Source organism: Ruegeria sp. BG10, from assembly GCF_056538575.1.
In genome coordinates this window covers 235,447-259,894 of the sequence record NZ_JBQFTI010000001.1, presented here as the reverse complement: position 1 = coordinate 259,894, position 24,448 = coordinate 235,447, and the positions used below count along the sequence as shown (strand labels likewise).

Sequence of the window (24,448 nt, the reverse complement as noted above, 5' to 3'; positions counted from 1 at the left end):
CCTACCCGACGAACCTTGCCGCGATGTCACCGGACATATAGCTGACCCGCCCGCCTGCCAGCGTGGCGGCAACGCGGTGGGTGCGCGCATCCAGAATGACCAGATCGGCGCGCTGGCCAGCGGCCAGCGTACCCCGGTCGCGCAATCCCAATACCCGGGCTGGCCCTGACGACACCAGCGCCCACGCACCGGCTAGATCCAACACCCCGGACCTGACCAGCATCAGCGCTGCCCGGCGCGGGCTGGGATAGTGGTAATCCGACGCCAGCGCATCGCAATACCCCATCGTGATCAGGTCCAGCGCGCTGACATTGCCCTTGTGTGATCCGCCGCGCACCACGTTGGGAGAACCCAGAACGATATGATCTCCGGCGGTTCGGGCAGCTTCGGCCGCTTCGAGCGTTTCGGGGAATTCCGCAATCCAGGCCCCGCGTTCCCGCCACTCGGCACGGGTTTGGGCGGTCGCGTCGTCATGGCTGCCCATGCGGACGCCCTGTTCCGACAGAGTCGCGCAAAGGGCATCCAGCGCCGCCGGAACCTCATCCCTGCGGGCGTGCATGGTCTGCAACATCGCAAGATGGTTTTCGGGGCTGCGCCTGGCCTTCAGTGCCTGCCCGGTCAGGCGTGGCGGTGTGCGGCCCTGCGCCAGACGGTTATGCGGCAGGTGGTCGTTGAACACCACATAGGGCACCTGCCATGCGGCGATACGTTCGGGAAGCCCCGCATAGTCGTCCAGCATATGCGTCTCGAACCGCAATTGCGGCATCAGGTCGGTGACGACGCGACCCCGGACCGATGCAATGGCATCGAATACCTGGCCCGCGAATTCGGGGCCGCGCACACCGCCTTCCCAGCTGTGGAACTGCGCCAGCACCGCCGTTGTGATCCCGTTGGCGGCCAGTTCCGCCTCGACCGACAGGATACCCTCGTCCATCTGTTTCATCGCACCCCGGCGCGGCGCGATATGGCGCTCGAACCCGTCCCCGTGCAGGTCGATGATCCCGGGCAGCACCAGAAATCCGGACAGGTCGATCTGCCGCCCGGCGCTGTCCGGCTGGACGACCCCCCCGGCAATTGAAAGGTCGGCGGGCACGATGCCCTGCCCCGGCAGCAGAACCTCTGCGCCGGTCAGGGTCAGGGATAATGCGGTCATTGAGTGGGCTCCGAAGCGGGTTCCGAGCAATCCTGCCCAATGCAGATTTCGTCGATGATATCCATCACCCCGTCCAGCCAGGTGATCTGCGGATCGAACTGCCCGAATTCAATGAAATGCAGGGCCTGCGCCATCACGCGCGGGTTGTTCATCATGAATGTGTGGGTCACGGGCAAAACGATATGGTCCTTCATCCTGTCAACCCTGGTGGTCGCAATCGAAACCTTGCCGTCATCCCTGCCGTCAATCATCGAGGAAAACAGCGGGTTCAGCGAGTTTTCGCCCGCGATCACGCCCAGTTCGAAATCAACCGGCGGCAGCTGCCTCGGGATCCCCTCGGGGCCGGTGCCCAGCGCCAGCCCGGCGGGGCCGTTCAGCATTCCGAACACCTCCCACGCGCCAAGCTCATCCACCAGCTGACTGCCCTGATTGGGCGGCCCGAGCATGACGACGCGGCCCATGTTTTCTGGGTGATTGTCCTGCAACCAGTAGCGCAGCAGAATGCCACCCATCGAATGGGCCACCACGTTAACCGTATCTTTGCCGCATCCCGCAAACGCCTCGGGCAAGGTCTGGGCGGCCAGTTCCGGGATTGGCAGGTCGGTCGATGGATAGCCCGGGCGCACGACGTTGTAGTCGTGTGCTTTGAACAACTGCTCCATGACGGTGAACGATGCCTCGGTTCGCGCAAGACCATGTAGCAGCACAACGCATTTCGCGTGCGCCGCCACCGGTGTAAGGAGCAGGATCAGGGCGAGCAGGTATCTCATAGCCGCCAGATAAAGCCTAATGAGGGACGATTAAACCCCTTGCACGGGTTTCAGGCGCAGGACCGCCAGCGCAATGCCACCCAGCACCAGCGCAGCCCCCAGGATCAGGCGCAGGCTGGCGATTTCGCCCAGCAGTACAACCCCGCCGAGGATGGCAAGGATCGGCACGCTGAGTTGCAGAACCGCGGCCGTTGTGGGCGCAAGCTGTGGCAAAACCCGGTACCAGAGGGCGTAGCCCATGCCGGACGTGACACCCCCTGACAGCGCGGCCAGCAGATAACCGGCAGCCGTCATTTGCCACGTTCCCCCGGTGACCAGCAAGGCCAGCGCGGTCACAGGCAAGGCGACCACGAAATTGGCAGCGGTTCCGGCCAATGCATCCGGCTCGGACCGACCGACCAGCGAATAGATTGCCCAGCCGATCCCGGCTGCGGCCATCAACGTCGCGCCTGCCGGACTGACCTGTACCGCCCCGGACGGCCACAGGACATAGGCCAGCCCCGCAAGTGCAATCGAAGCCCCGGCGATTTGCCGGGGCGAAGGGCTGTTGCCGGTCACGGACGTCACCGCGAACATTGTGATTTGCACCACGCCGAACAGGATCAGCGCTCCCAACCCCGCATCCAGTGTCAGGTAGGCAAGCGAAAACCCGATCATGTAAAGGGAAAGCGACCCTGCCCCGGCAACCCTGCGCCGGTTGCGCAGGGGCAGCGTTCCGGCCCGGAGAAAAACCAGGACGGCCAGCACCAGTGCGCCGCAGAACACGCGGACTACAGCGAAACCCGCCGGGTCGCTGGCTCCGCTGTCGATCGCCAGACGATTCAGAATCGAATTCGCCGCAAAGGCGCACATGGTCAGAGCGGTGAACAGAAACAATCTCATTTCAACGGCATAGCGGTTTCGTCACGCCTTGCACACTCACTTTCCCATGCATCGCGCCACAAAAACGAAACGGGGCCGCCCGAAGGCGACCCCGTCCCTAAGCACTATGGCCCAAGCAGCTTACATCATGCCGCCCATGCCGCCCATGTCGGGCATACCGCCTGCAGGTGCCGCGCCTTCTTTGGCGGGACGGTCTGCAACCATGGCCTCGGTGGTGACCAGCAGGCCAGCAACCGATGCCGCGTCTTCCAGAGCGGTACGGACAACTTTGGCCGGGTCGATGACACCGAACGAGAACATGTCGCCATATTCTTCGGTCTGAGCGTTGAAGCCGAAGGCTGCGTCCGAAGATTCGCGAACCTTGCCGGCAACAACCGCGCCGTCGACGCCTGCGTTTTCAGCGATCTGGCGCAGCGGCGATTCGATGGCCTTGCGCACAATGTTGATGCCTGCGTTCTGGTCAGCGTTTGCGCCTTCCAGTTCGTTCAGGGCCTTACCGGCCTGAACCAGAGCAACACCACCGCCGACAACAACACCTTCCTGAACGGCAGCGCGGGTCGCGTTCAGAGCATCGTCCACACGGTCTTTACGCTCTTTCACTTCGACTTCGGTCATGCCGCCGACGCGGATAACAGCAACACCGCCTGCCAGTTTGGCAACGCGTTCCTGCAGCTTCTCACGGTCGTAGTCCGAGGAGGTTTCTTCGATCTGGGTGCGGATCTGAGCAACACGTGCCTCGATCTCGGCTTTCTCGCCAGCACCGTCGACGATGGTGGTCTCGTCTTTAGTGATTTCGATTTTCTTGGCGGTGCCCAGCATGTCCATGGTGACATTCTCAAGCTTCATGCCCAGATCTTCGCTGATGACCTGACCACCGGTCAGGATTGCGATGTCCTGCAGCATGGCCTTGCGGCGGTCGCCGAAGCCCGGTGCCTTGACAGCAGCAATTTTCAGGCCGCCGCGCAGTTTGTTGACAACCAGAGTCGCCAGCGCTTCGCCTTCGACGTCTTCCGCGATGATCAGCAGCGGCTTTTGCGACTGGATCACCTGCTCCAGCAGCGGAACCATCGGCTGCAGCGAGGACAGTTTCTTTTCGTGCAGCAGGATCATGCAGTCATCAAGCTCTGCGATCATCTTGTCTGCGTTGGTGACGAAGTAAGGCGACAGGTAGCCACGGTCGAACTGCATACCTTCGACAACGTCGGTCTCGGTTTCCAGACCTTTGTTTTCTTCGACGGTGATGACGCCTTCGTTGCCAACCTTCTGCATCGCGTCTGCGATCTGCTGGCCGATTTCGGCTTCGCCGTTGGCCGAGATGGTGCCAACCTGCGCAACTTCTGCCGAGTCTTTGACTTCGCGCGAAGCGGCTTTGATGCCTTCGACAACCTTGGCGGTCGCCAGGTCGATGCCGCGCTTCAGGTCCATCGGGTTCAGGCCCGCTGCAACCTGCTTCAGACCTTCTTTGACGATGGACTGAGCCAGAACAGTTGCGGTGGTGGTGCCGTCGCCGGCTTCGTCATTGGTGCGGCTGGCGACTTCTTTCACCATCTGCGCGCCCATGTTTTCGAACTTGTCTTCCAGTTCGATTTCCTTGGCAACCGAAACACCGTCTTTGGTGATGCGCGGTGCGCCGAAGGATTTGTCCAGGACCACGTTGCGGCCTTTGGGGCCCAGGGTCACTTTGACAGCGTCAGCCAGGATGTTGACGCCTGCCAGCATGCGGTTACGGGCATCGGTGTCGAACTTGACGTCCTTAGCAGCCATGTTGTTTCTCCTTGAGAAATTGTATTGAGGTAAAGCGTGTGAAGATCAGAGAAAGCCTGGGCTTACTCGATGATCCCCATGATGTCGCTTTCTTTCATCATCAGCAGTTCTTCGCCGTCGACCTGAACCTCGGTGCCCGACCATTTGCCGAACAGGATCTTGTCGCCAGCTTTCACAGCCATTGCGATCAGTTCGCCGCTGTCCTTGCGCGCGCCTTCGCCGGTTGCGACGACTTCGCCTTCGCTGGGCTTTTCTTTCGCGCTGTCAGGAATGATCAGGCCGCCTGCGGTTTTCTCTTCGCTTTCGGTACGGCGAACCAGCACACGGTCATGAAGCGGTTTCAATGCCATCTTTGTAGCTCCTTGGGCTCAAAGTTTATTTATCCTCCCCCCGCCGGATGGCGAGGCCGTTAGCACTCGGACCTGCCGAGTGATAACGACGCATAGCTAGGGGGTCGCAAACCCCGAGTCAACAAGATGTGAAGGTTTTTTTGACCGCAGGCCTCAGTCAGCTTGTTCCCAGCTATAAGCCCAGTGCTTCAGGCCCTCATACCCGGCGTCAGAAAGCCCATAGACGCCTGTCGCGACCTTGTCGAACCAACCGTAATGGTTATCGCGCATCATACGCGTGGCTTCGGCCACACCGGTGGCCTTTGCCACGTCCGCCCCTTTGGTTGCCCCGCATTCGGCCAGATGCGCCGCGCATCTCAGCGCGTCCTGACGATAGGCCGTGACGATCCCGTGCCGCGTGGCACCTCCGGCGTTGGGGTCGCCTTCCAGCCGGTCGAATTCGCGCAGCAACCGCGCGGCCCTGACCTTGTCCTTGCGCGGCGCATATGGGCCGGGATCGCATTGCACCTCGACCGCGCCGTCGGCGCGCACAGTGATCAATCCAAGGCCCAGACGCCGGCACAGCGCAAGGTTATCCTTTAACGCCCGCCGGGCCGTTCGACCCTTTGGCTTGCACACACCGATGTAAACCTGATCCGTCACTTTCAGCCGCGTGATCGCCTGATGGAACAGGGCCAGCGAAAACCGCAGCTTTAGCTCGACGATAACCGGCTCACTGCCCTCCTGCACGGCCACGATATCAGCGGCGCCAACCTCACCTTTGACGGTATAGCCCTGACGCTCCAACAGCGCCTTGATCGGAGGGTAGAGGTCCTGCTCGCGGTTCATGACCGCATGCTATGCAAATCCTCCGCAATTTCCAGAGAGGCCGCAAAGAATTCGCCGGCTTGCGCCCGCGCTGCCCGCGTGGCTATGTCTTGGGACAAAAACCTGAAAACCCGGGGTCACCTCCATGCGTCTGCTTTGCCTATTGTTGTTTGTCCTGCTGCCCGCAATGGCTCATGCGGCTTGCGAAGGGCGGGATCTGCGGCTGGACCTGACTGCCGAGGAACGGGCGACGCTGGACCAACTGGTCAGTGAAACGCTTTTCCCCGAGGGCAATCACTGGATCGCGGAAAAGGACGGTACGGTTCTGCACCTTTTAGGGACCCTGCACACCAATGACGCGCGGATGGGTGATGTGATTGACAGGCTGACACCGACCCTGCGCGACGCGGATGCGTTCTTCTTTGAAATCACCGACGCCGACATGAAGGCGTTCGAAAGTGATCTGGCCAAGGATTTCAGCCCGGTCATGATCACCTCGGGTCCGACTTTGGTCGATTTGATGCCTGCGGAAGACTGGGCCGCGCTTTCCGCATCTTTGTCCGAACGGGGTATTCCCAGCTGGATGGCCGCCAAGATGCGCCCCTGGTTTCTCAGCATGATCCTTGGGATCCCGCCGTGCCTGATGACAACGCCCGATTTCGACCGTGGCATGGACAAGCGGATTGCCGAAGTGGCCGAGGCGAACGGCATCCCCCAGCATTCGCTGGAACAGGTATCGGATCTGATCGCCATATTCGACAGCCATCCGATCGAGGAACAGGTGCAATCCCTGAGCCGCCTGTCCGGTGCGCTGCAATCCGACGGCAACCAACTGATCACAATGGCAAACGCCTATCTGGAGGAGCGGCACGCACAGATCCTTCACTTTGCCAAAATGCAGGGCCTTGAGGCATCCGGGCTGACACTCGAGGAATTCGAGGCAGAATGGAAAGGGTTCGAAGACCAGCTTCTGGTCGAGCGGAACGCCAACTGGATGGAAAAGATCCTGCGCCTTCAGGATCAGACGGTGGTCATTGCCGTGGGTGCAGGCCATCTGGGTGACACACATGGATTGCTGAACCAGCTTCAGCAGGCAGGCTATCAACTGACCCGCGCCCCCTTCTGACCGAATTCCGCCGACATTCAGACCAACCGTCGCATCCTGCCTTCCGCTGGGTGACAACCCCGGAAGACCGCCCTATAAGGCGCGCAAATCTTCCATCCTCAGGACGCTGACATGACAACCCTAGTATTTGGCCACAAATCCCCCGACACCGATTCCACAGGCTCGCCGATCCTGTGGTCTTGGTATCTGAACGAAGTCAAAGGCGAACAGGCCGAGCCCGTTCTGCTGGGCGAGCCCAACACCGAAGCCGCCTTCATGCTGCAGCGCTGGGATCTGCCCAAGCCGCGCATCATCGACGACGTCGAAGCGGACGCGCCCGTTGTCATCGTCGACACCAACAACCCGGCCGAGCTGCCCGCCAGCATCAACAGCGCCGATATCCGCGCCATCATCGACCACCACAAGCTGGTCGGCGGTCTGGAAACCAAAGGTCCGATCGACATCACCGTGCGACCGCTGGCCTGCACTGCCACCATCATGGTTGACCTGATGGGCGACGATGCCGCGAAAATGCCAGAGGCCATCAAAGGCGCGGCGCTGACCTGCATCCTGTCTGACACGCTAGAGTTTCGCTCGCCCACCACCACCGCGCATGACCGCGCAGTGGCCGAGAAGCTGGCCGCCGAGCTGGGTCTGGACGTGTCGGCCTACGCCGCCGACATGTTTGCCGCGAAATCGGATGTGTCCTCCTTCTCGGACGCAGAACTGATCCGCATGGACAGCAAGGAATACGAGGTCGACGGCACCAAGTTCCGTGTTTCGGTTCTGGAAACCACCGCACCGGGCGTCGTACTCGACCGCAAGGCCAGCCTGTCAAACTCGATGGTTGATGTGGCCAAGGAAGACGGCGTTGATCAGGTTCTGCTGTTCGTCGTCGACATCCTGAACGAAGAAGCCACCCTGCTGGTGCCGAACGAACTGGTGAAAGGCGTTGCAGAAAAGAGCTTTGGCGCGTCGGTTGACGGCGATGCGGTGGTTCTGCCCGGCGTCATGAGCCGGAAGAAACAGATCATACCGAACCTTAAGGTCTGATCCGACAGAAAGGCGCCCTTCGGGGCGCCTTTTTCTTTCTTACAAGGCTCAGCCGCGCGCTGTGGAAGACAAAACCCTGGATGAAGAATGGACCCCCTGCTTCATCTGGCCAAAAATACCTCGGGGGAGTCGCGGCTTGCCGCGGCGGGGGCAGAGCCCCCTCTGGCCAAACGGTGCAAGCTCTGCCATAGCCATGCCAACCTGACCGACGTGCCACATGAGGGGCCCATGACCCAGATTATTTCCTCCCTTACGGAAGTTTCCGACCGCTACAAGGCGCTGTTCGTTGATCTTTGGGGCTGTGTGCATAACGGAATCACCGCCTTCCCCGAGGCAGTCGCCGCGCTGCAGGCTTACCGGCAGCAGGGCGGCGTCGTGGTACTGGTAACGAACTCACCGAAACCGCGCGCCGGAGTGGCCGAGCAACTGGCGCAGTTCAACGTTCCAGCCGATGCCTATGACACCATTGCCACAAGCGGGGATTCCGCCCGGTCGGCCATGTACCGCGGTGAAGTCGGCCACAAAGTCTATTTCATGGGAGAGTGGGAGCGCGACGCCGGGTTCTTTGAACCGCTGAAGCTGCTGCATCACCCGATCCATATCGAGCGTGTGCCACTGGATCAGGCCGAGGGCATCGTGTGCTGCGGCCCCTTTGATCCGATGGCGGATCCTTCGGTCAACCGCGCGGATTTCCTTTATGCCAAGCAAAAGGGCATGAAGCTGCTATGCGCAAATCCGGACATCGTGGTCGACCGGGGCAAAATCCGGGAATGGTGCGCCGGTGCACTGGCCAAGCTGTATACCGAAATGGGGGGCGAAAGCCTGTATTTCGGCAAACCCCACCCGCCGATCTACGATCTGGCCCGGCGCAGGCTGCAGGAACTGGGTCATGACATCGTGGATGGCGACATTCTGGTGATCGGAGACGGCCCGCATACCGACATTCTGGGCGGCATGGGTGAGGGGATTGATTCTCTGTTCATTTCCGGCGGATTGGCCGCTGCTGAAACAAAAACCACGCATCATCCGCATCACGAATCCCTAACCGATTATATTGCAAGGGAAAATATCAATCCGACCTACACGATTGGTCGTTTGCGCTGAACAGAAATGTCTTGATTTTCTGCGCTTGCGAAGTAATAAAGTTTCCCAACCAGGGTAGCTAATGTTTTTTTGTTGCCCGAAGGATTCGAGTGAGGGCGACATGTTGGACAATCTTCCACGCGGAACGATCTGTATTGAAGACATCGAAATGGGCATGACCCGTCACCTGCGCAAAGTGGTGACGGATGAAGATATCGAGATGTTCGCGCAGGTGTCGACCGACCGGAATCCGGTACATTTGGACGACGATTATGCCCGCGACACGATTTTCGAGGGCCGTATCGCGCACGGGATGCTGACTGCCGGGCTGATCTCGGCCGTGATCGGTGAACAACTTCCGGGTCACGGCACGGTCTACATGGGCCAGTCGCTGAAATTCCTCGCCCCTGTCCGCCCCGGCGACATGGTTTATGCCGAGGTCAAGGTGATCGATATCGACTTTGCCAAACGCCGGGTCAAGCTGGATTGCCACTGTGCGGTCGACGGCAAAAAGGTGCTGGTGGGTGAAGCCATGGTGCTGGCACCGTCACGCAAATTCGACTGAGGATTCTCTGACCTCTCAGGCCCTTGAACAAGCGCACCAGTCCCGCTAGGCAGACGCCATGCGCATCATCCGGGATTTTCAGTTTGTCGAGCATCAGGACCGCGGCGCCAGCGTGGCGATCGGGAATTTTGACGGCGTGCATGTCGGCCATCAGTCGGTGATCGAACTGGCGCGCAGCGCGGCCCCGTCCGCGCCGCTGGGCGTGCTGACATTCGAGCCGCATCCGCGGGAGTATTTTGCGCCTGACGCCCCGCCCTTTCGCCTGATGCGCGGCAACGCCCGCGCGCACCGTCTGGAAAAGCTGGGGGTGCGGAAGCTGTATGAATTGCCTTTCAACGCCGCGTTGGCCGGGCTGTTGCCCGACGAGTTTGCCCGCAACGTGATTTGTGACGGGCTGGGCCTGTCCCACATCGTCGTCGGTGCCGATTTCTGTTTCGGCAAGGGGCGCAGCGGAACGGCGGATGACATGGCCCGGTTCGGCCAACAGATGGGCTTTGGTGTGACCATCGCCCCGCTGATGGAGCGGTCCGAGAATGTGGTTTCGTCCACCGCGATCCGCACGGCCCTGACCGATGGCCGGCCGCGCGACGCAGCGGCGATGCTGGGCCACTGGCACCGGATCGAAGGCGAGGTAATAGGCGGCGAACAACGGGGGCGCGAACTGGGTTTTCCCACAGCCAATATGTCCATCGAAGGGCTGCACCCGCCAAAATTCGGCGTCTACGCGGTGCTTGTCGATGTTCTGGACGGCCCCCATCAGGGCAGCTACCACGGCGCGGCCTCGGTGGGCACACGGCCGATGTTTCAGGGCGAGGTTCCCAACATTGAAACCTTCCTGTTCGACTTTTCCGGCGATCTGTATGGCACCACGTTGTCCGTCGGTCTGGTCGACTACCTGCGCCCCGAGATGACATTCGACGGGCTGGACGGACTGGTCGCCCAGATGGAGGCCGATTGCGACACGGCCCGTGCCCTACTGGCGGAACTATGACCACCGACCCGATCGACCGCAACGGCCTGAGCCCCCGGTTCTGGGAACGCAAACCGTTGACCAAAATGAACCAGCGCGAGTGGGAAGCGCTGTGCGACGGCTGCGGCAAGTGCTGCCTGAACAAGCTTGAGGATGAGGACAGTGGCGAAGTTGCGCTGACCTGCGTCGCCTGCCGTTTGCTGGACGACGAAACCTGCCGTTGCACGCAATACGACATCCGCCACCAGTTCGTGCCGGAATGTATCGTGATGAAGCCGGACAATATCGACGATCACGCCTATTGGCTGCCGCAGACCTGCGCCTATCGCCTGCTGTGGGAAGGGAAACCTCTTTACGACTGGCACCCGTTGATATCTGGTACGCCGGACAGCGTGCACGCTGCCGGGATTTCGGTTCAGGGGCGCACAGTGTCAGAGTTCGAAACGCCCATCGAAGAATGGGAAGACTATATCATCGAGGAGCCCAGCTGATGTATTTCGCTTCTGACAATTCCGGCCCGGTCCACCCGCAGGTCATGGCCGCATTGAACGAAGCCAACCAGGGCTATCAGATGGCCTATGGGGCTGACACGCTGATGAACGAGGTGCGCGATCGCATCCGGGGCATCTTTGAGGCGCCGGGCGCGGCGGTCTATCTGGTGGCCACCGGCACCGCCGCAAATGTGCTGGCGCTGGCAACATTGGCCAAGCCATGGGAGACGGTTTTTTGTTCTCCCGTCGCCCATATCCACGAGGATGAGTGCAACGCGCCGGAATTCTACAGCGGCGCGAAACTGACGCTGGTGCCCGGTGACGACAAGATGGAGCCCGAGGCCCTGCGCCGGTCTATTCTGGCCGAGGAAACGCGCGGCGTGCATGGCCCTCAGCGGGGCCCGGTGTCGATCACACAGGTGACCGAGCGCGGGTCAGTTTATTCTCTGGCCGAGCTGCAGGCGTTGTGCGGCGTCGCCAAGGAATACGACCTGCCAGTGCATCTGGACGGCGCGCGGTTCACTAACGCGCTGGTGGCGCTGAACTGTTCACCGGCCGAGATGACATGGAAAGCGGGCGTGGACGCCGTAAGCTTCGGCGGCACCAAGAACGGGCTGATGGGGGTCGAAGCGGTCGTGTTCTTTGACGAATCCAAGGCCTGGGAATTTGAGCTGCGCCGCAAGCGGGGCGCGCATCTGTTTTCCAAGCACCGCTATCTGTCGGCTCAGATGGCGGCGTATCTTCAGGACGACCTGTGGCTGAAACTGGCGCGTCAGGCGAATGACAACTGCGCCCGGCTGGCTGAGGGGTTGCGGGCAAAAGGGGCTTCGTTCCTGCACGAACCGCAGGCCAATATGATCTTTGCCCGGTTCTCGCGCGCGCGGCACAAACAGCTGCACAAGGCCGGGGCCGTCTATCACCTGTGGGGGGCAGAGCTGGACGGGGGCGACGACGCGGAAATCCTGGCCTGCCGTCTGGTGTGCGACTGGTCCATCAGCGCCGGGGAAATCGACAGGTTCCTGTCCCTGCTTTGACGTACGGTGAAACCGCGCCAACTCAGTTTCAGGTATCCACCGCCGGGAGCTGACTCCAGAATTGCCGCACCAGAACCGCGGTTTCCTTCGGATGGGAAATCGGCACCATATGCCCGGCCCCGTGGACGCGCGCGCAGGCTGCGTTGGGCAATCTTTGCGCCAGTCCACGGCAAACGGCGGGCATGACCGGGTGCGTCCTTGACCCGCTCACGATCAGGGTGGGCATATTGGCGCGATCCAGAACTCCGGCCTCCAGAAATCCGGTCTTGTCCTGAAAAAGCACGTTGTCGACGGCAGGCACAACATGCATGCCCCGGACCATCGCCGCGCGTGTATGCTCCGGCAAATCCGGCCAACGCGGGCTGTCGTCTGTGCTCCACAACCGGTTGAACAACCGCGCGGCCAGCGCCATGTCACCAGCGGCAAGGGCGGCCTCATAGGGGCCGGCGTCGTCACCATGCTGCGCCAGCAGGTCCGGTGCATCCTGCGCGGCGATGGCAAAGAAAACCGGTTCGATCAGAACGGCGCTGTGGAACAGATCGGGATGTTCCACCGCCAGCCGCAACGCGATCATGGCGCCGAAGGAATGGCCGATGACGTCCACCGGCCGGGTTATCTGCCCTGCGGTGCACGCAGTGACCAGATCGAAATAATCGCCCTGCCCGTCCCAGTCAGGGCTGCGGCCGTGGGACAGCATATCCGGCGCGGTCAGCTGAGCCTCGCCCTCCAGTGCCAAAGCCAGACCTGACCAGGCCCCGGAATGGGCGATGGTGCAATGCAGGGCCAGAACATTGCGGGTGCCCTGCCCCAACGTTCGGACAAAAACCGAAGGCAAGGGGCTCACTATCCTTTCAGTTCCGCCAGATGCCGGTCCAGATCATCCAGCCGATCCTGCCCCCAGAACCGCTGATCATCTTCGGTGATGTAAAACGGCGCGCCAAAGACTCCGCGGTCGACAGCCTCCTCAAGATTGGCGGCATAGGTTTCTGCACCGACGAGCAAACCGCTGTCAGCAAGCCCCGGGTCAAACCCGGCCTGCGTCAGACACTCGCGGATCACATCATCCTGCGCGATATCCTTCTCTTCGGCCCAGCAGGCGCGCAGAACAGAATGGACCAGCTTGCCCACATCCCCCGATCCGTCCCTGGTCGCCGCAATCACGGCGTAAGAGGACGGTGCCATATTGGTCGGCCAATGCGCAGGCTGAAGGTTGAACTTCATTCCCAGATTTTTCGACTGCCGCAGCAACTCCTGCGCGCGGTATTCGATGCGCGAAATGTGCCGGTCTTTCGGCGGCGTCCCCCCGGTCCGCCCGAACAAGGCAATAAGATCCAGCGGTTTGTAACTGATCGTCGCGCCATGTTTGGCCGCAATCTCTTCCAGCCGGGTCCCGGCCAGGTAGGAATAAGGCGAGAGTGTCGCAAAAAAGTAGTCAATATCGGCCATGTGCACTTTCTCCGCTGCGAAATCTTTGCTGGACGGTAAGGCCATGCTAAGCGGTGTCAACATCACGAATCTGTCACATTGCCATTGCTGCCCGGGGACTTCAGCCGATGCCGACACTCAACGAACCCAAGCTCATCGCTGGGAACGCAAACCTTCCGCTTGCCGAAACAATCTCGCGCCGCATGAGCCTGTATCGCGGTGTCGATCAGGGACTGGTCGATGCGCGGGTTGAACGGTTCAATGATGGCGAGATTTTCGTCGAAGTGTTCGAGAATGTCCGGGGCGAGGATATGTTCATCGTCCAGCCGACCTCGAACCCGGCCAATGACAATCTGATGGAATTGCTGATCATCGCCGACGCGCTGCGCCGGTCGTCGGCACAACGCATCACCGCCGTTATCCCCTATTTCGGCTATGCCCGTCAGGACCGCCGCACCAAGGCCCGCACGCCTATTTCCGCCAAGCTGGTGGCCAACATGCTGACCGGAGCGGGGATCGAGCGGGTGCTGACCATGGATCTGCATGCCGCACAGATTCAGGGCTTTTTCGATATTCCGGTCGACAACCTCTATGCTTCGCCGATCTTTGCGCTGGACGTGAAAAACCAGTTCAAGGACCAGATGGACGAAATCATGGTCGTTTCGCCCGACGTCGGCGGCGTCGCCCGCGCGCGTGAACTGGCCAAGCGGATCAACGCCCCCCTGTCGATCGTGGACAAGCGCCGCGAAAAGGCCGGTGAGGTGGCCGAGATGACTGTGATCGGTGACGTCAAGGACAAGATCTGCCTGATCGTCGACGACATGTGCGACACCGCCGGTACGCTGTGCAAGGCGGCGCAGGTGCTGCTGGATAACGGCGCGAAAGAGGTCCATTCCTACATCACCCACGGCGTGATGAGCGGCCCGGCGGTGGAACGGGTGACAAACTCGGTCATGAAATCTCTGGTGCTGACCGATACGATCCAGCCCACCAAAGAGATCGCCAAGGCGAAGAACATCCGCATCGTGCCCACCGCGCCGATCTTTACGCAAGCGATCCTGAACATCTGGAACGGCACCAGCGTGTCGTCTCTGTTCGAGGATAAGACACTGACGCCGATCTACGAGTCGATGTACCACATGGATTGAAGTCCATGGGGGCGGCAGTTTCCGCCGCCCCAATTTCTGCTTTAGGCGGCTAGGGTCAGGAATAGTCGCCTAAATCGAATTAGTTCCGTAGATTTGATCGTCAGGAAATATCCCAGTCATCCGGGTGCGCAACTTCGCCTATCGCGGTCCACGTCACCCGTATCCGCGCGATACGTGTGTCTGACCACGTGCGGAACACGGCGCTGAAGCCTTCCGGCGTGATGTCTTCGGCCGCCACTTCGGCGCGCAGGGCCGAGGTTGTGTCAACATCCCACAGCGAAATACCTATTTGAACCAAGGGGGCCGAGCGAAACGGCTGGCTGAAGGTGATGGCCGAGCGACGCTCTCTCGGACCTTCGCCGGTCCACATGTCGCCGCCGTCGGCGAAGTCGGAAAACAGCACGGCTTCGCCCTGATCAATGCCAATGGGATGGGTTCGAAAAGTTCTCATTTTGTCGTCTTTATCTATGAATTTCCAAACCTTATCCCGGCGCCTCCGCAAAATCACGACAAAAAAAACGGCCCCGCTAAGGCGGGGCCGTTTCGCAAATCTAAGCGCATTTTGCCTTACAGGCTCATATGCGTCCCAAGGGCTTCCATGTCGGCCAGCAGCTTGGCTGCGTCGTCGACGATGGTCTGATCCTCGCCGGTTTTTGCCGCCTCGTGCGAGGCGCGCGCTTCGGCGATCAGGTCGTCCAGATGCGACCGGGTCACCTCGGCCACCGGAATGGCCTTTTCGGCCAGAACCGACAGGCTTTCGCCGTTGATCTGGGCAAATCCGCCGGTGACCAGATATTCACTGGAGCCTTCGGGTGCCTCGACCTTCAGGATGCCCGGGCGCAGTGTGGTGATGGTGGGGGCATGATCGGGCATTGCCGTCATGTCCCCGTCCGCGCCGGGAATCTGGACCGCGGTCGCCGCAAGCGAAGCAAGGCTCCGCTCGGGGCTGACGAGGTCGAATTGCATCGTGTTTGCCATCAGGGATACTCCTTAGGCGGCTTCTGCTGCCATTTTCTCGGCTTTGGCGATCACTTCTTCGATGCCGCCAACCATCAGGAAGGCCGCTTCGGGCAGGTGGTCGTATTCGCCAGCGACAACCGCTTTGAACGACGAGATGGTCACATCCAGAGGAACCTGAACGCCCGGCGAGCCGGTGAAAACCTCGGCCACGTCGAACGGCTGCGACAGGAAGCGTTCAATCTTACGGGCACGGGCCACGGTCAGTTTGTCTTCTTCCGACAGTTCGTCCATGCCGAGGATGGCGATGATGTCCTGCAGCGACTTGTAGCGCTGGAGGATCTGCTGAACGTCGGTTGCCACCTTGTAGTGCTCTTCGCCAACGATGGCCGGGTCGAGCAGGCGCGAGGTCGAGTCGAGGGGGTCAACCGCCGGGTAGATACCCTTTTCCGAGATCGCACGGTTAAGAACGGTGGTCGCGTCCAAGTGAGCAAACGAGGTTGCCGGCGCAGGGTCGGTAAGGTCGTCCGCAGGAACATAAATCGCCTGCACCGAGGTGATCGAACCCGACTTGGTCGAAGTGATGCGTTCCTGCAGGGCGCCCATGTCGGTGGCCAGGGTCGGCTGGTAACCCACCGCCGAAGGAATACGACCCAGCAGAGCCGAAACCTCGGAGCCCGCCTGCGTGAAGCGGAAGATGTTGTCGACGAAGAACAGAACGTCGGTACCGGACTGGTCGCGGAACTGCTCGGCCAGGGTCAGACCGGTTAGAGCAACACGCGCGCGCGCTCCGGGAGGTTCGTTCATCTGACCGTAAACCAGAGCCACTTGGCTTTCCGACAGGTTGTCCGGCTTGATCACGTTCGATTCGATCATTTCCCAGTACAGGTCGTTGCCTTCACGGGTCCGTTCACCAACGCCCGCAAACACCGAGAAGCCGGAGTGTACTTTGGCGATGTTGTTGATCAGTTCCATGATCAGAACGGTTTTACCAACGCCGGCGCCGCCGAACAGGCCGATTTTACCGCCTTTGGCGTAGGGGGCCAGCAGGTCAACAACCTTGATACCGGTAACCAGAACTTCCGACTCGGTCGACTGTTCGTCAAAGGTCGGCGCAGGCTGGTGGATCGCGCGGGCTTCGGTCGCTTCAACCGGGCCTTTTTCGTCGATCGGCTCGCCAACCACGTTCAGGATGCGGCCCAGGGTGGCGTTGCCAACCGGAACCGAGATCGGGCCGCCGGTGTCTGTTACCACTTCGCCACGGACCAGACCTTCGGTCGCGTCCATCGCGATGGTGCGGACGGTGTTTTCACCCAGGTGCTGGGCAACTTCCAACACCAGGCGCTTGCCGTTGTTGGTGGTTTCCAGCGCGTTCAGAATTTCAGGCAGCTGATCTTCGAAGTGCACGTCGACGACGGCCCCGATGATCTGTGTGACTTTGCCTTTTGCATTCGCCATGTTTCGTCTCCGGTATGTCTCTACAGCGCTTCGGCGCCGGAAATAATTTCAATCAGCTCGTTGGTGATCACGGCCTGACGCGAGCGGTTGAACTGGATCGTCAGCTTGTCGATCATCTCACCCGCGTTGCGTGTCGCGTTGTCCATCGCGGACATCCGTGCACCCTGTTCAGACGCTCCGTTTTCGAGCAGAGCCGAGAAGATCGCGGTCGCAACCCCCTTGGGCAGCAGGTCGGCCAGGATGGCCTCTTCGCTGGGCTCGTAATCGAAGATGGCACCGCTGTCGTCATCCGTCGCTTCGTCTTCGAACGAGGCTGGGATGACCTGCTGTGCCGTCGGGATCTGTGTCACGACGTTGACGAACTTCGAGTAGAAGATCGTGGCAACGTCGAACTCACCGCCGTCAAAGCGGGACAGCACGTCCTTGGCGATGTCCTGCGCGTTGGAATAGCCCAGACGCTTGACTTCGCTCAGGTCCACATGTCCGACGAACAGATCGCCCAAATCGCGCTTGAGCGCGTCGCGGCCTTTCTTGCCGACGGTCAGAACCTTGACCGTCTTGCCCTTGCCGCGCAGCTCGTCCGCTTTGGCGCGGGCAAGCTTGGCGATGTTCGCGTTGAAGCCGCCGCACAGGCCGCGTTCAGCTGTCATGACAACCAGCAGATGGACATCATCGCTGCCCGTACCACGGAGCAGCTTGGGGGCGCTGTCGCTGCCCCCGACCGACGCCGCCAGCCCCGCCATCACGGCATTGAACCGTTCGGCATAGGGGCGCGAGGCTTCGGCAGATTCCTGGGCGCGGCGCAGTTTTGCTGCCGCGACCATCTGCATGGCCTTGGTGATCTTGCGGGTCGATTTGACCGACTCGATCCTGTTTTTAAGGTCCTTCAGACTAGGCATCGGAACCTCCTATCAAGCGAAGGTCGCGGCGTATTCGTCGATCGCTGCCTTGATCTTGTCGGACGCGTCACCTTTGATCTTCGGATCTTCGTCGGTGATCCACTTCAGCAGGTCAGCGTGCTTACCGCGCAGGTGCGCCAGCAGACCGGCTTCGTAGCGGCCAACGTCCGAGACTTCGATCTTGTCGAGGTAGCCGTTGGTGCCCGCGAAGATGACGCAGACGATTTCGGCGTTGGTCAGCGGCGAGTACTGCGGCTGTTTCATCAGCTCGGTCAGACGCGCGCCACGGTTCAGCAACTGCTGGGTCGCGGCGTCAAGGTCCGAACCAAACTGCGCAAACGCAGCCATTTCGCGGTACTGGGCCAGTTCCAGCTTGACCGGACCAGCAACCGACTTCATCGCATCGGTCTGTGCCGACGAACCCACACGCGAAACCGACAGACCGGTGTTCACGGCAGGACGGATACCCTGATAGAACAGTTCGGTTTCCAGGAAGATCTGACCGTCGGTGATCGAGATCACGTTGGTCGGAATAAAGGCCGAAACGTCACCACCTTGCGTTTCGATAACCGGCAGAGCAGTCAGCGAGCCCGCACCGAAGTCTTCGTTCAGCTTCGCCGAACGCTCCAGCAGGCGGGAGTGGAGGTAGAAAACGTCACCCGGATAGGCTTCACGTCCGGGCGGACGGCGCAGCAGCAGCGACATCTGACGATAAGACACGGCCTGTTTCGACAGGTCATCGTAGATGATCAGCGCGTGGCGGCCGTTGTCGCGGAAGTACTCTGCCATCGCAGTCGCGGCGTAAGGCGCCAGGAACTGCATCGGAGCCGGGTCGGACGCGGTCGCGGCCACGACGATCGAGTAGTCGATTGCGCCGGACTCTTCCAGTTTCTTCACCAGCTGCGCAACGGTCGAACGCTTCTGACCAACCGCAACGTAAACGCAGTAAAGTTTCTTGGACTCGTCGTCGCCGGCGGCTTCGTTGTAAACTTTCTGGTTCAGGATGGTGTCCAGAGCAACGGCGGTTTTACCGGTCTGACGGTCACCAATGATCAGTTCCCGCTGGCCACGGCCAATCGGGATCATCGCGTCAACCGATTTCAGGCCGGTTGCCATCGGCTCGTGCACCGATTTACGCGGGATGATGCCCGGGGCTTTGACGTCTGCAACGCCACGCTTGGAGGCGTTGATCGGGCCTTTGCCGTCCAGCGGGTTGCCCAGACCGTCTACAACGCGGCCCAGCAGCTCGTCACCGATCGGAACGTCCACGATCGAGTTGGTGCGCTTGACGGTGTCACCTTCCTTAATGTCACGGTCGGACCCGAAGATAACGACACCCACGTTGTCGCTTTCCAGGTTCAGGGCCATGCCCATGATGCCGCCGGGGAATTCGACCATCTCACCCGCTTGCACGTTGTCCAGGCCGTATACACGGGCAATCCCGTCACCGACGCTCAGCACGCGGCCGATCTCGGCCACTTCGGCTTCCTGACCAAAATTCTTGATCTGGTCCTTCAGGATTGCAGAAATCTCTGCAGCTTGGATTCCCATTTATCCGACCTCTTTCATTGCATTCTGTAGGGAGTTCAGCTTCGAACGGATCGAACTGTCGATCATTTTCGAGCCCACTTTAACGACAAGACCGCCGATGAGGCTTTCATCCACGGTCGCATTGATTGTCACGGTCTTGCCCACACGCTCGGACAGCGTCTTGGACAGTTTTTCCAGTTGTGTCTTGGTCAGCGCCTTGGCCGAGGCGACATCGGCGGTCACTTCGCCACGTTCATCCGCCAGCATGTCGCGCAGTACCTGCACCAGCTGCGGCACCACGAAAAGGCGGCGTTTTTGCGCCATCAGGCCCAGCGTATTGCGCAGGATCGGGTTCAGACCCATCTTGTCAGCGATTGCGGTGATCGCGCCTTCCTGTTCGACGCGTGAAACCAGAGGCGACGCGATCAGGTCGCGCAATTCGGCGCTTTCGCCCAAAGCTGCTGCCAGATCGTTGATTCCGGTTTCCAGACCTGCAAGGTCGTTATTCTCTTTGGCGATCTCGAAGATCGCGGTGGCATAGCGCTCGGCAATGCCTGTGGAAATCGAAGCTGGTTCGGACACGTCCACCCTTCCGATATTTTGGGCCCCGAATTCGCGTTGCGGCAGCTACCCCGGGGGCGTGAAGAAACCCCGTCCATGCGGCCGGGGATCAAAATCACCGGGGATGTAGCAGAGGCGAACCCAGCTAGCAATATATTATCACGGGAAGCGTTTTATCCACAAAGTCATTGTTTTCAGACGCTTACGCCAAGTGCGACCCTTTGGTGCGCCTGAAACGAGGGAAAAATGTTACCAAACTGTAGGTTTTTGCGATTCCTGTGACCTTTTTTCCGCAATTTCACAGTTTGAAGCGTCGCAAAACGAGACATTTTTCTACGCTGGCTTCAACAGACCGTCCAGCGCTTTGATCGGGCGTCGTTCCCTGTCCTTGGTGACGCTGCCGCTGGGTGGCCGGATATGCTTGGTGACTTCAACCATCAGAACACCGCCCGCCATGACCGTCGGCACACGCTGACCGGTTTTTTCGATCAGACTGCCTGATTTCAACCAAAATCGACGGAATGACGGCGGCAGATACAGCGCGGAACAATGGTTCTCGGGAAGGAAGTGATGCGCCTTGAGCTGGCCTTCCAACTGTGATGCCGAATAGGGACGCCCAAAGCCAAAGGGCGTTCGATCCGTGCGCGACCAGAGACCGGCCCGGTTCGGCACAACAAACAGGGCGCGACCACCCGGCCCCAGAACCCGCCAGCATTCGTTCAGCAATTCGCTGGGGCGGCTTGAGGTCTCAAGCCCGTGCATGACAACCAGCTTGTCCACATGGCCGGTTTCGATGGGCCAGAGCGTCTCTTCAGTCAGCACGGAAACATTGGGCATCCCGGCCGGCCAGGGCATCACCCCCTGCGGGCCGGGCATCAGGCCGATCACCCGTCGCGCATCCGCCAGATAAGGCCGCAGCAGCGGAACCGCGAATCCAAAGCCGACCACAGTCTGACCCTTTGCTTCGGGCCACAGATCGACCAGCCGCCCGCGGATCGCGGCCTGTGCGGCCCGACCCAGGGTGCTGCGATAGTAAAAATTCCTCAGATCCTGCACATCAAGATGCATTGCGGACACCCGGTCAATCGGCTTAGCTGAGCGCAGTCTAGCAACGAAAAGGCAAAAGGCCATGCCTCTTGAGATCGTCACCATTCCCTGTCTCAGCGACAATTACGCATTTCTGGCGCATGATGCCGCAACCGGGGACACTGCGCTGGTCGACGCCCCCGAAGCCGCGCCGATTCTGGCTGAACTGGCGGCACGGGGGTGGACCCTGTCGCATGTTCTGCTGACCCACCACCATTGGGATCACGTCGATGGGCTGGCCGACATCCTAAACCAGCATCCCGCACAGGTGATCGGCGCTGCCGCCGATGCCCATCGCCTGCCGCCGCTGGATCAGCAGGTCAACGAAGGCGATACGTTCGAAATCGGTGGTGAACCCGTCCAGGTGATCGATGTCTCTGGTCACACGGTTGGCCACGTCGCGTACTACCTGCCGCAAAGTGCAGTGGTTTTCACCGCCGACAGCCTGATGGCACTTGGTTGCGGTCGCCTGTTCGAAGGAACCGCACTGCAGATGTGGGCCTCACTCAGCAAGCTCGCCGCCCTGCCGGACGAAACAATGGTGTGTTCTGGACACGAATATACACAATCCAACGCAAAATTTGCGGTGACCGTCGATCCCGACAACGCCGCATTACAGCAACGCGTGGCCGATATCGATCGCCTCCGCGCTGCCGGAGAGTCCACGGTTCCGTCATCTCTGGCGCTGGAAAAAGCCACAAACCCGTTTCTGCGCGCCGCCGATCCGTCAATTCAGGTCCATCTTGGAATGGAAAACGCCGATTCCGCTGCCGTTTTTGCCGAAGTGCGGGCTAGAAAAGACCGGTTCTAGCGCCTATTTCGATCTCTTCACGGCCACGGTCACGTGAAATGTGACTGTCAAGTGAAAGAAAACCCTTGAAGCCGGGCCACGATCAACCAAACTCTAATAGTATGAGGACATGGTTGGAGGGGGTTTCCGGCCGAAGCCTGCCCCTTCGACCCAAGACAGAGGAGCACCCGCGTGCCTTCATTCTCGAGCACATTAGAACAAGCCATTCACGCGGCCCTGGCGGCGGCGAATGAACGGCGCCACGAATTCGCAACGCTGGAGCATCTGTTGCTGGCGCTGCTTGAGGAGCCTGACGCCATTCGCGTCATGAAAGCCTGCAGCGTCGATCTGGACGAGTTGCGCGGCACTCTGGTCGAATTCATTGACGAAGACCTTTCCAATCTGGTCACCGATATTGACGGATCCGAAGCCGTACCCACAGCCGCGTTCCAGCGCGTCATCCAGCGCGCTGCGATCCACGTTCAAAGCTCGGGCCGGACCGAAGTGACCGGGGCCAATGTTCTGGTTGCCATCTTCGCCGAACGCGAAAGCAATGCGGCCTATTTCCTGCAGGAACAGGACATGACCCGCTATGACGCGGTGAACTTCATCGCGCATGGGGTCGCCAAGGACCCGGCCTATGGCGAAAGCCGCTCGGTCTCTGGCGCGGATCAGGTGGAGGAAGAGGTTCAGTCCAGTTCGGGCGAAGGCGAGCAGAAGGAAAGCGCGCTGGGTAAATACTGCATCGATCTGAACGCGAAATCGCGGGCCGGTGATGTCGATCCGCTGATCGGCCGCGCCGATGAGGTTGAGCGCTGTATTCAGGTTCTCTGCCGCCGCCGCAAGAACAACCCGCTGCTGGTGGGGGATCCGGGCGTCGGCAAAACCGCCATCGCCGAAGGTCTTGCGCACAAGATCGTGGCCGGTGAGGCGCCTGACGTGCTGTCGGAAACCACCATCTATTCGCTGGACATGGGCGCGTTGCTGGCCGGTACCCGCTATCGCGGTGATTTCGAGGAACGGCTCAAGGCGGTTGTGACCGAGTTGGAAGATCACCCCGACGCGGTGCTGTTCATCGACGAAATTCACACCGTGATCGGTGCCGGTGCCACCTCGGGCGGCGCGATGGATGCCTCGAACCTGCTGAAACCTGCCCTGCAGGGCGGCAAGCTGCGCACCATGGGATCGACCACGTATAAGGAATTCCGTCAGCACTTCGAAAAGGACCGCGCGCTGAGCCGCCGGTTCCAGAAGATTGACGTGAACGAACCTTCGGTCGAGGACAGCGTGAAGATTCTGCGCGGTCTGAAACCCTATTTCGAAAAGCATCACGAGATCAAATACACTGCGGATGCGATCAAGACCGCTGTGGAACTGTCGGCACGCTACATCAATGACCGCAAACTGCCGGACAAGGCCATCGACGTGATTGACGAGGCCGGCGCGGCACAGCATCTGGTCGCGGAAAGCAAACGTCGTAAGACCATCGGCGTGAAGGAAATCGAGGCTGTGGTTGCCAAGATCGCCCGCATCCCGCCCAAGAACGTCACCAAAGACGATGCCGAGGTTCTGAAAGACCTCGAAGCCTCGCTGAAACGGGTGGTGTTCGGTCAGGACGAAGCCATCGAGGCGCTGTCCAGCGCCATCAAACTGGCCCGTGCCGGTCTGCGCGAGCCTGAAAAGCCCATCGGCAACTACCTGTTCGCCGGTCCGACAGGTGTGGGTAAGACCGAAGTGGCGAAACAACTGGCGGATACGCTGGGTGTGGAACTGCTGCGCTTTGACATGTCGGAATACATGGAGAAACACGCGGTTTCCCGTCTGATCGGTGCGCCTCCGGGTTATGTGGGCTTTGATCAGGGTGGCCTGCTGACTGATGGCGTCGATCAGCATCCGCATTGCGTGCTGCTGCTGGACGAGATCGAGAAAGCGCATCCGGACGTGTTCAATATCCTGTTGCAGGTGATGGACCACGGTGAGTTGACCGACCACAACGGCCGCACGGTGAATTTCCGCAACGTGGTGCTGATCATGACCTCGAACGCGGGCGCGCAAGAACAGGCCAAGGCCGCTATCGGCTTTGCCCGTGACCGTCGCGAAGGTGAAGATACCGCCGCGATCGAACGCATGTTCACGCCGGAATTCCGCAACCGTCTGGACGCGGTGATTTCCTTCGCACCGCTGCCGAAAGAGGTCATCCTGCAAGTGGTCGAGAAATTCGTCCTGCAGCTTGAGGCGCAGTTGCTGGATCGCAACGTGACAATCGACCTGACGCCCAAAGCCGCCGAATGGCTGGCTGACAAGGGTTATGACGACAAGATGGGCGCGCGTCCGCTGGGCCGCGTGATCCAGGAGCACATCAAGAAACCTCTGGCCGAGGAGCTGCTGTTCGGCAAGCTGGCCAAGGGCGGTGTGGTCCGTGTGTCGGTCAAGAAAGGCGAACTGGATCTGGAGATTCTGGGCCCCGATCAGCCACGCATTCCGGGGGACAAACCCCCGTTGCTGACGGCGGATTAATCGACCCCTTCAAAATTTCAAAGCCCGCTGTCCTTCAGCGGGCTTTTTCT

General features: G+C 60.4%; 25 protein-coding genes. 10 read left to right on the top strand and 15 right to left on the bottom strand.

Annotated elements, in window-relative coordinates; all coding sequences use genetic code 11:
* Position 1: 1 nt before the first annotated feature.
* The 6 genes from ACR0D8_RS01200 to ACR0D8_RS01175 form a co-directional block, all read right to left on the bottom strand.
* Positions 2 to 1,153, bottom strand: coding sequence for an alpha-D-ribose 1-methylphosphonate 5-triphosphate diphosphatase (locus tag ACR0D8_RS01200; protein WP_480644099.1), 1,152 nt, complete (start codon positions 1,151 to 1,153; stop codon positions 2 to 4).
* Positions 1,150 to 1,923, bottom strand: coding sequence for an alpha/beta fold hydrolase (locus ACR0D8_RS01195; RefSeq protein WP_480644098.1), 774 nt, complete (start codon positions 1,921 to 1,923; stop codon positions 1,150 to 1,152). The genes ACR0D8_RS01200 and ACR0D8_RS01195 overlap by 4 nt, the downstream gene beginning before the upstream one ends.
* A 30-nt stretch (positions 1,924 to 1,953) precedes the next feature.
* Positions 1,954 to 2,805, bottom strand: a complete 852-nt coding sequence (locus ACR0D8_RS01190; RefSeq protein WP_480644097.1) for a DMT family transporter — start codon at positions 2,803 to 2,805, stop codon at positions 1,954 to 1,956.
* A gap of 120 nt (positions 2,806 to 2,925) precedes the next feature.
* Positions 2,926 to 4,569 carry a chaperonin GroEL gene (groL, locus tag ACR0D8_RS01185; RefSeq protein ID WP_480644095.1) on the bottom strand — a complete coding sequence of 548 codons (1,644 nt, stop codon included), beginning with the start codon at positions 4,567 to 4,569 and terminating at the stop codon, positions 2,926 to 2,928.
* A 62-nt stretch (positions 4,570 to 4,631) separates the two neighbouring features.
* Positions 4,632 to 4,919: a co-chaperone GroES gene (groES, locus tag ACR0D8_RS01180; protein ID WP_170352338.1), complete on the bottom strand. Its 288-nt coding sequence runs from the start codon at positions 4,917 to 4,919 to the stop codon at positions 4,632 to 4,634.
* A 153-nt stretch (positions 4,920 to 5,072) separates the two neighbouring features.
* Entirely contained in the window at positions 5,073 to 5,747 is a 675-nt protein-coding gene (locus ACR0D8_RS01175) for a DUF2161 domain-containing phosphodiesterase (RefSeq protein WP_480644093.1), read from the bottom strand.
* A 124-nt stretch (positions 5,748 to 5,871) separates the two neighbouring features.
* On the opposite strand from ACR0D8_RS01175, the gene ACR0D8_RS01170 reads away from it, so the two are divergent.
* From ACR0D8_RS01170 to ACR0D8_RS01140, 7 genes are all read left to right on the top strand, one after another.
* Complete coding sequence (locus tag ACR0D8_RS01170) at positions 5,872 to 6,852, top strand: TraB/GumN family protein (RefSeq protein WP_480644092.1); 981 nt, start codon at positions 5,872 to 5,874, stop codon at positions 6,850 to 6,852.
* Between the two features lie 111 nt (positions 6,853 to 6,963).
* On the top strand, positions 6,964 to 7,884 hold the full coding sequence (locus tag ACR0D8_RS01165; RefSeq protein ID WP_480644090.1) for a manganese-dependent inorganic pyrophosphatase: 921 nt from the start codon (positions 6,964 to 6,966) through the stop codon (positions 7,882 to 7,884).
* Between the two features lie 228 nt (positions 7,885 to 8,112).
* On the top strand, positions 8,113 to 8,988 hold the full coding sequence (locus ACR0D8_RS01160) for a TIGR01459 family HAD-type hydrolase (RefSeq protein ID WP_480646334.1): 876 nt from the start codon (positions 8,113 to 8,115) through the stop codon (positions 8,986 to 8,988).
* Between the two features lie 100 nt (positions 8,989 to 9,088).
* On the top strand, positions 9,089 to 9,532 hold the full coding sequence (locus tag ACR0D8_RS01155; protein WP_058275996.1) for a MaoC family dehydratase: 444 nt from the start codon (positions 9,089 to 9,091) through the stop codon (positions 9,530 to 9,532).
* 58 nt (positions 9,533 to 9,590) lie between these two features.
* The gene (locus tag ACR0D8_RS01150; RefSeq protein ID WP_480644089.1) at positions 9,591 to 10,523 is read left to right on the top strand and encodes a bifunctional riboflavin kinase/FAD synthetase; all 933 of its coding nucleotides are present in this window, start codon (positions 9,591 to 9,593) and stop codon (positions 10,521 to 10,523) included.
* Positions 10,520 to 10,993, top strand: a complete 474-nt coding sequence (locus ACR0D8_RS01145) for a YcgN family cysteine cluster protein (RefSeq protein WP_480644088.1) — start codon at positions 10,520 to 10,522, stop codon at positions 10,991 to 10,993. The genes ACR0D8_RS01150 and ACR0D8_RS01145 overlap by 4 nt, the downstream gene beginning before the upstream one ends.
* Complete coding sequence (locus ACR0D8_RS01140) at positions 10,993 to 12,027, top strand: threonine aldolase family protein (protein WP_475158483.1); 1,035 nt, start codon at positions 10,993 to 10,995, stop codon at positions 12,025 to 12,027. Before ACR0D8_RS01145 ends, ACR0D8_RS01140 begins: the two co-directional genes overlap by 1 nt.
* A gap of 28 nt (positions 12,028 to 12,055) precedes the next feature.
* On the opposite strand, the gene ACR0D8_RS01135 is transcribed toward ACR0D8_RS01140, so the two are convergent.
* Positions 12,056 to 12,871 (bottom strand): alpha/beta fold hydrolase, encoded by an 816-nt coding sequence (locus tag ACR0D8_RS01135; protein ID WP_480644087.1) that lies wholly within the window; start codon positions 12,869 to 12,871, stop codon positions 12,056 to 12,058.
* Positions 12,871 to 13,473 carry a DsbA family protein gene (locus tag ACR0D8_RS01130; protein ID WP_480644086.1) on the bottom strand — a complete coding sequence of 201 codons (603 nt, stop codon included), beginning with the start codon at positions 13,471 to 13,473 and terminating at the stop codon, positions 12,871 to 12,873. Before ACR0D8_RS01130 ends, ACR0D8_RS01135 begins: the two co-directional genes overlap by 1 nt.
* Positions 13,474 to 13,580: 107 nt before the next feature.
* Here ACR0D8_RS01130 and ACR0D8_RS01125 point away from each other — a divergent pair, with 107 nt between their 5' ends.
* Positions 13,581 to 14,600 (top strand): ribose-phosphate pyrophosphokinase, encoded by a 1,020-nt coding sequence (locus ACR0D8_RS01125; protein WP_475158476.1) that lies wholly within the window; start codon positions 13,581 to 13,583, stop codon positions 14,598 to 14,600.
* Positions 14,601 to 14,700: 100 nt separating this feature from the next.
* On the opposite strand, the gene ACR0D8_RS01120 is transcribed toward ACR0D8_RS01125, so the two are convergent.
* The 7 genes from ACR0D8_RS01120 to ACR0D8_RS01090 all read right to left on the bottom strand — a co-directional run bounded on the left by ACR0D8_RS01120 (position 14,701) and on the right by ACR0D8_RS01090 (position 21,073).
* The gene (locus ACR0D8_RS01120) at positions 14,701 to 15,051 is read right to left on the bottom strand and encodes an H-type lectin domain-containing protein (RefSeq protein ID WP_480644085.1); all 351 of its coding nucleotides are present in this window, start codon (positions 15,049 to 15,051) and stop codon (positions 14,701 to 14,703) included.
* A gap of 116 nt (positions 15,052 to 15,167) precedes the next feature.
* A complete protein-coding gene (locus ACR0D8_RS01115) occupies positions 15,168 to 15,578 on the bottom strand; it encodes a F0F1 ATP synthase subunit epsilon (RefSeq protein WP_480644084.1) in 411 nt (136 codons plus the stop codon).
* A gap of 12 nt (positions 15,579 to 15,590) precedes the next feature.
* On the bottom strand, positions 15,591 to 17,015 hold the full coding sequence (atpD, locus tag ACR0D8_RS01110; protein WP_480644083.1) for a F0F1 ATP synthase subunit beta: 1,425 nt from the start codon (positions 17,013 to 17,015) through the stop codon (positions 15,591 to 15,593).
* A gap of 20 nt (positions 17,016 to 17,035) precedes the next feature.
* Positions 17,036 to 17,914 (bottom strand): F0F1 ATP synthase subunit gamma, encoded by an 879-nt coding sequence (locus tag ACR0D8_RS01105; protein WP_480644082.1) that lies wholly within the window; start codon positions 17,912 to 17,914, stop codon positions 17,036 to 17,038.
* A 12-nt stretch (positions 17,915 to 17,926) separates the two neighbouring features.
* Positions 17,927 to 19,465 carry a F0F1 ATP synthase subunit alpha gene (gene atpA / locus ACR0D8_RS01100; RefSeq protein ID WP_480644080.1) on the bottom strand — a complete coding sequence of 513 codons (1,539 nt, stop codon included), beginning with the start codon at positions 19,463 to 19,465 and terminating at the stop codon, positions 17,927 to 17,929.
* Complete coding sequence (locus ACR0D8_RS01095; protein ID WP_480644079.1) at positions 19,466 to 20,026, bottom strand: F0F1 ATP synthase subunit delta; 561 nt, start codon at positions 20,024 to 20,026, stop codon at positions 19,466 to 19,468.
* A 312-nt stretch (positions 20,027 to 20,338) separates the two neighbouring features.
* A complete protein-coding gene (locus ACR0D8_RS01090) occupies positions 20,339 to 21,073 on the bottom strand; it encodes a methyltransferase domain-containing protein (RefSeq protein ID WP_475158455.1) in 735 nt (244 codons plus the stop codon).
* A gap of 61 nt (positions 21,074 to 21,134) precedes the next feature.
* Here ACR0D8_RS01090 and gloB point away from each other — a divergent pair, with 61 nt between their 5' ends.
* The gene (gene gloB, locus ACR0D8_RS01085) at positions 21,135 to 21,902 is read left to right on the top strand and encodes a hydroxyacylglutathione hydrolase (protein WP_480644077.1); all 768 of its coding nucleotides are present in this window, start codon (positions 21,135 to 21,137) and stop codon (positions 21,900 to 21,902) included.
* A 171-nt stretch (positions 21,903 to 22,073) separates the two neighbouring features.
* Positions 22,074 to 24,398 (top strand): ATP-dependent Clp protease ATP-binding subunit ClpA, encoded by a 2,325-nt coding sequence (gene clpA, locus ACR0D8_RS01080; RefSeq protein WP_480644075.1) that lies wholly within the window; start codon positions 22,074 to 22,076, stop codon positions 24,396 to 24,398.
* The last annotated feature ends 50 nt before the right edge of the window (positions 24,399 to 24,448 follow it).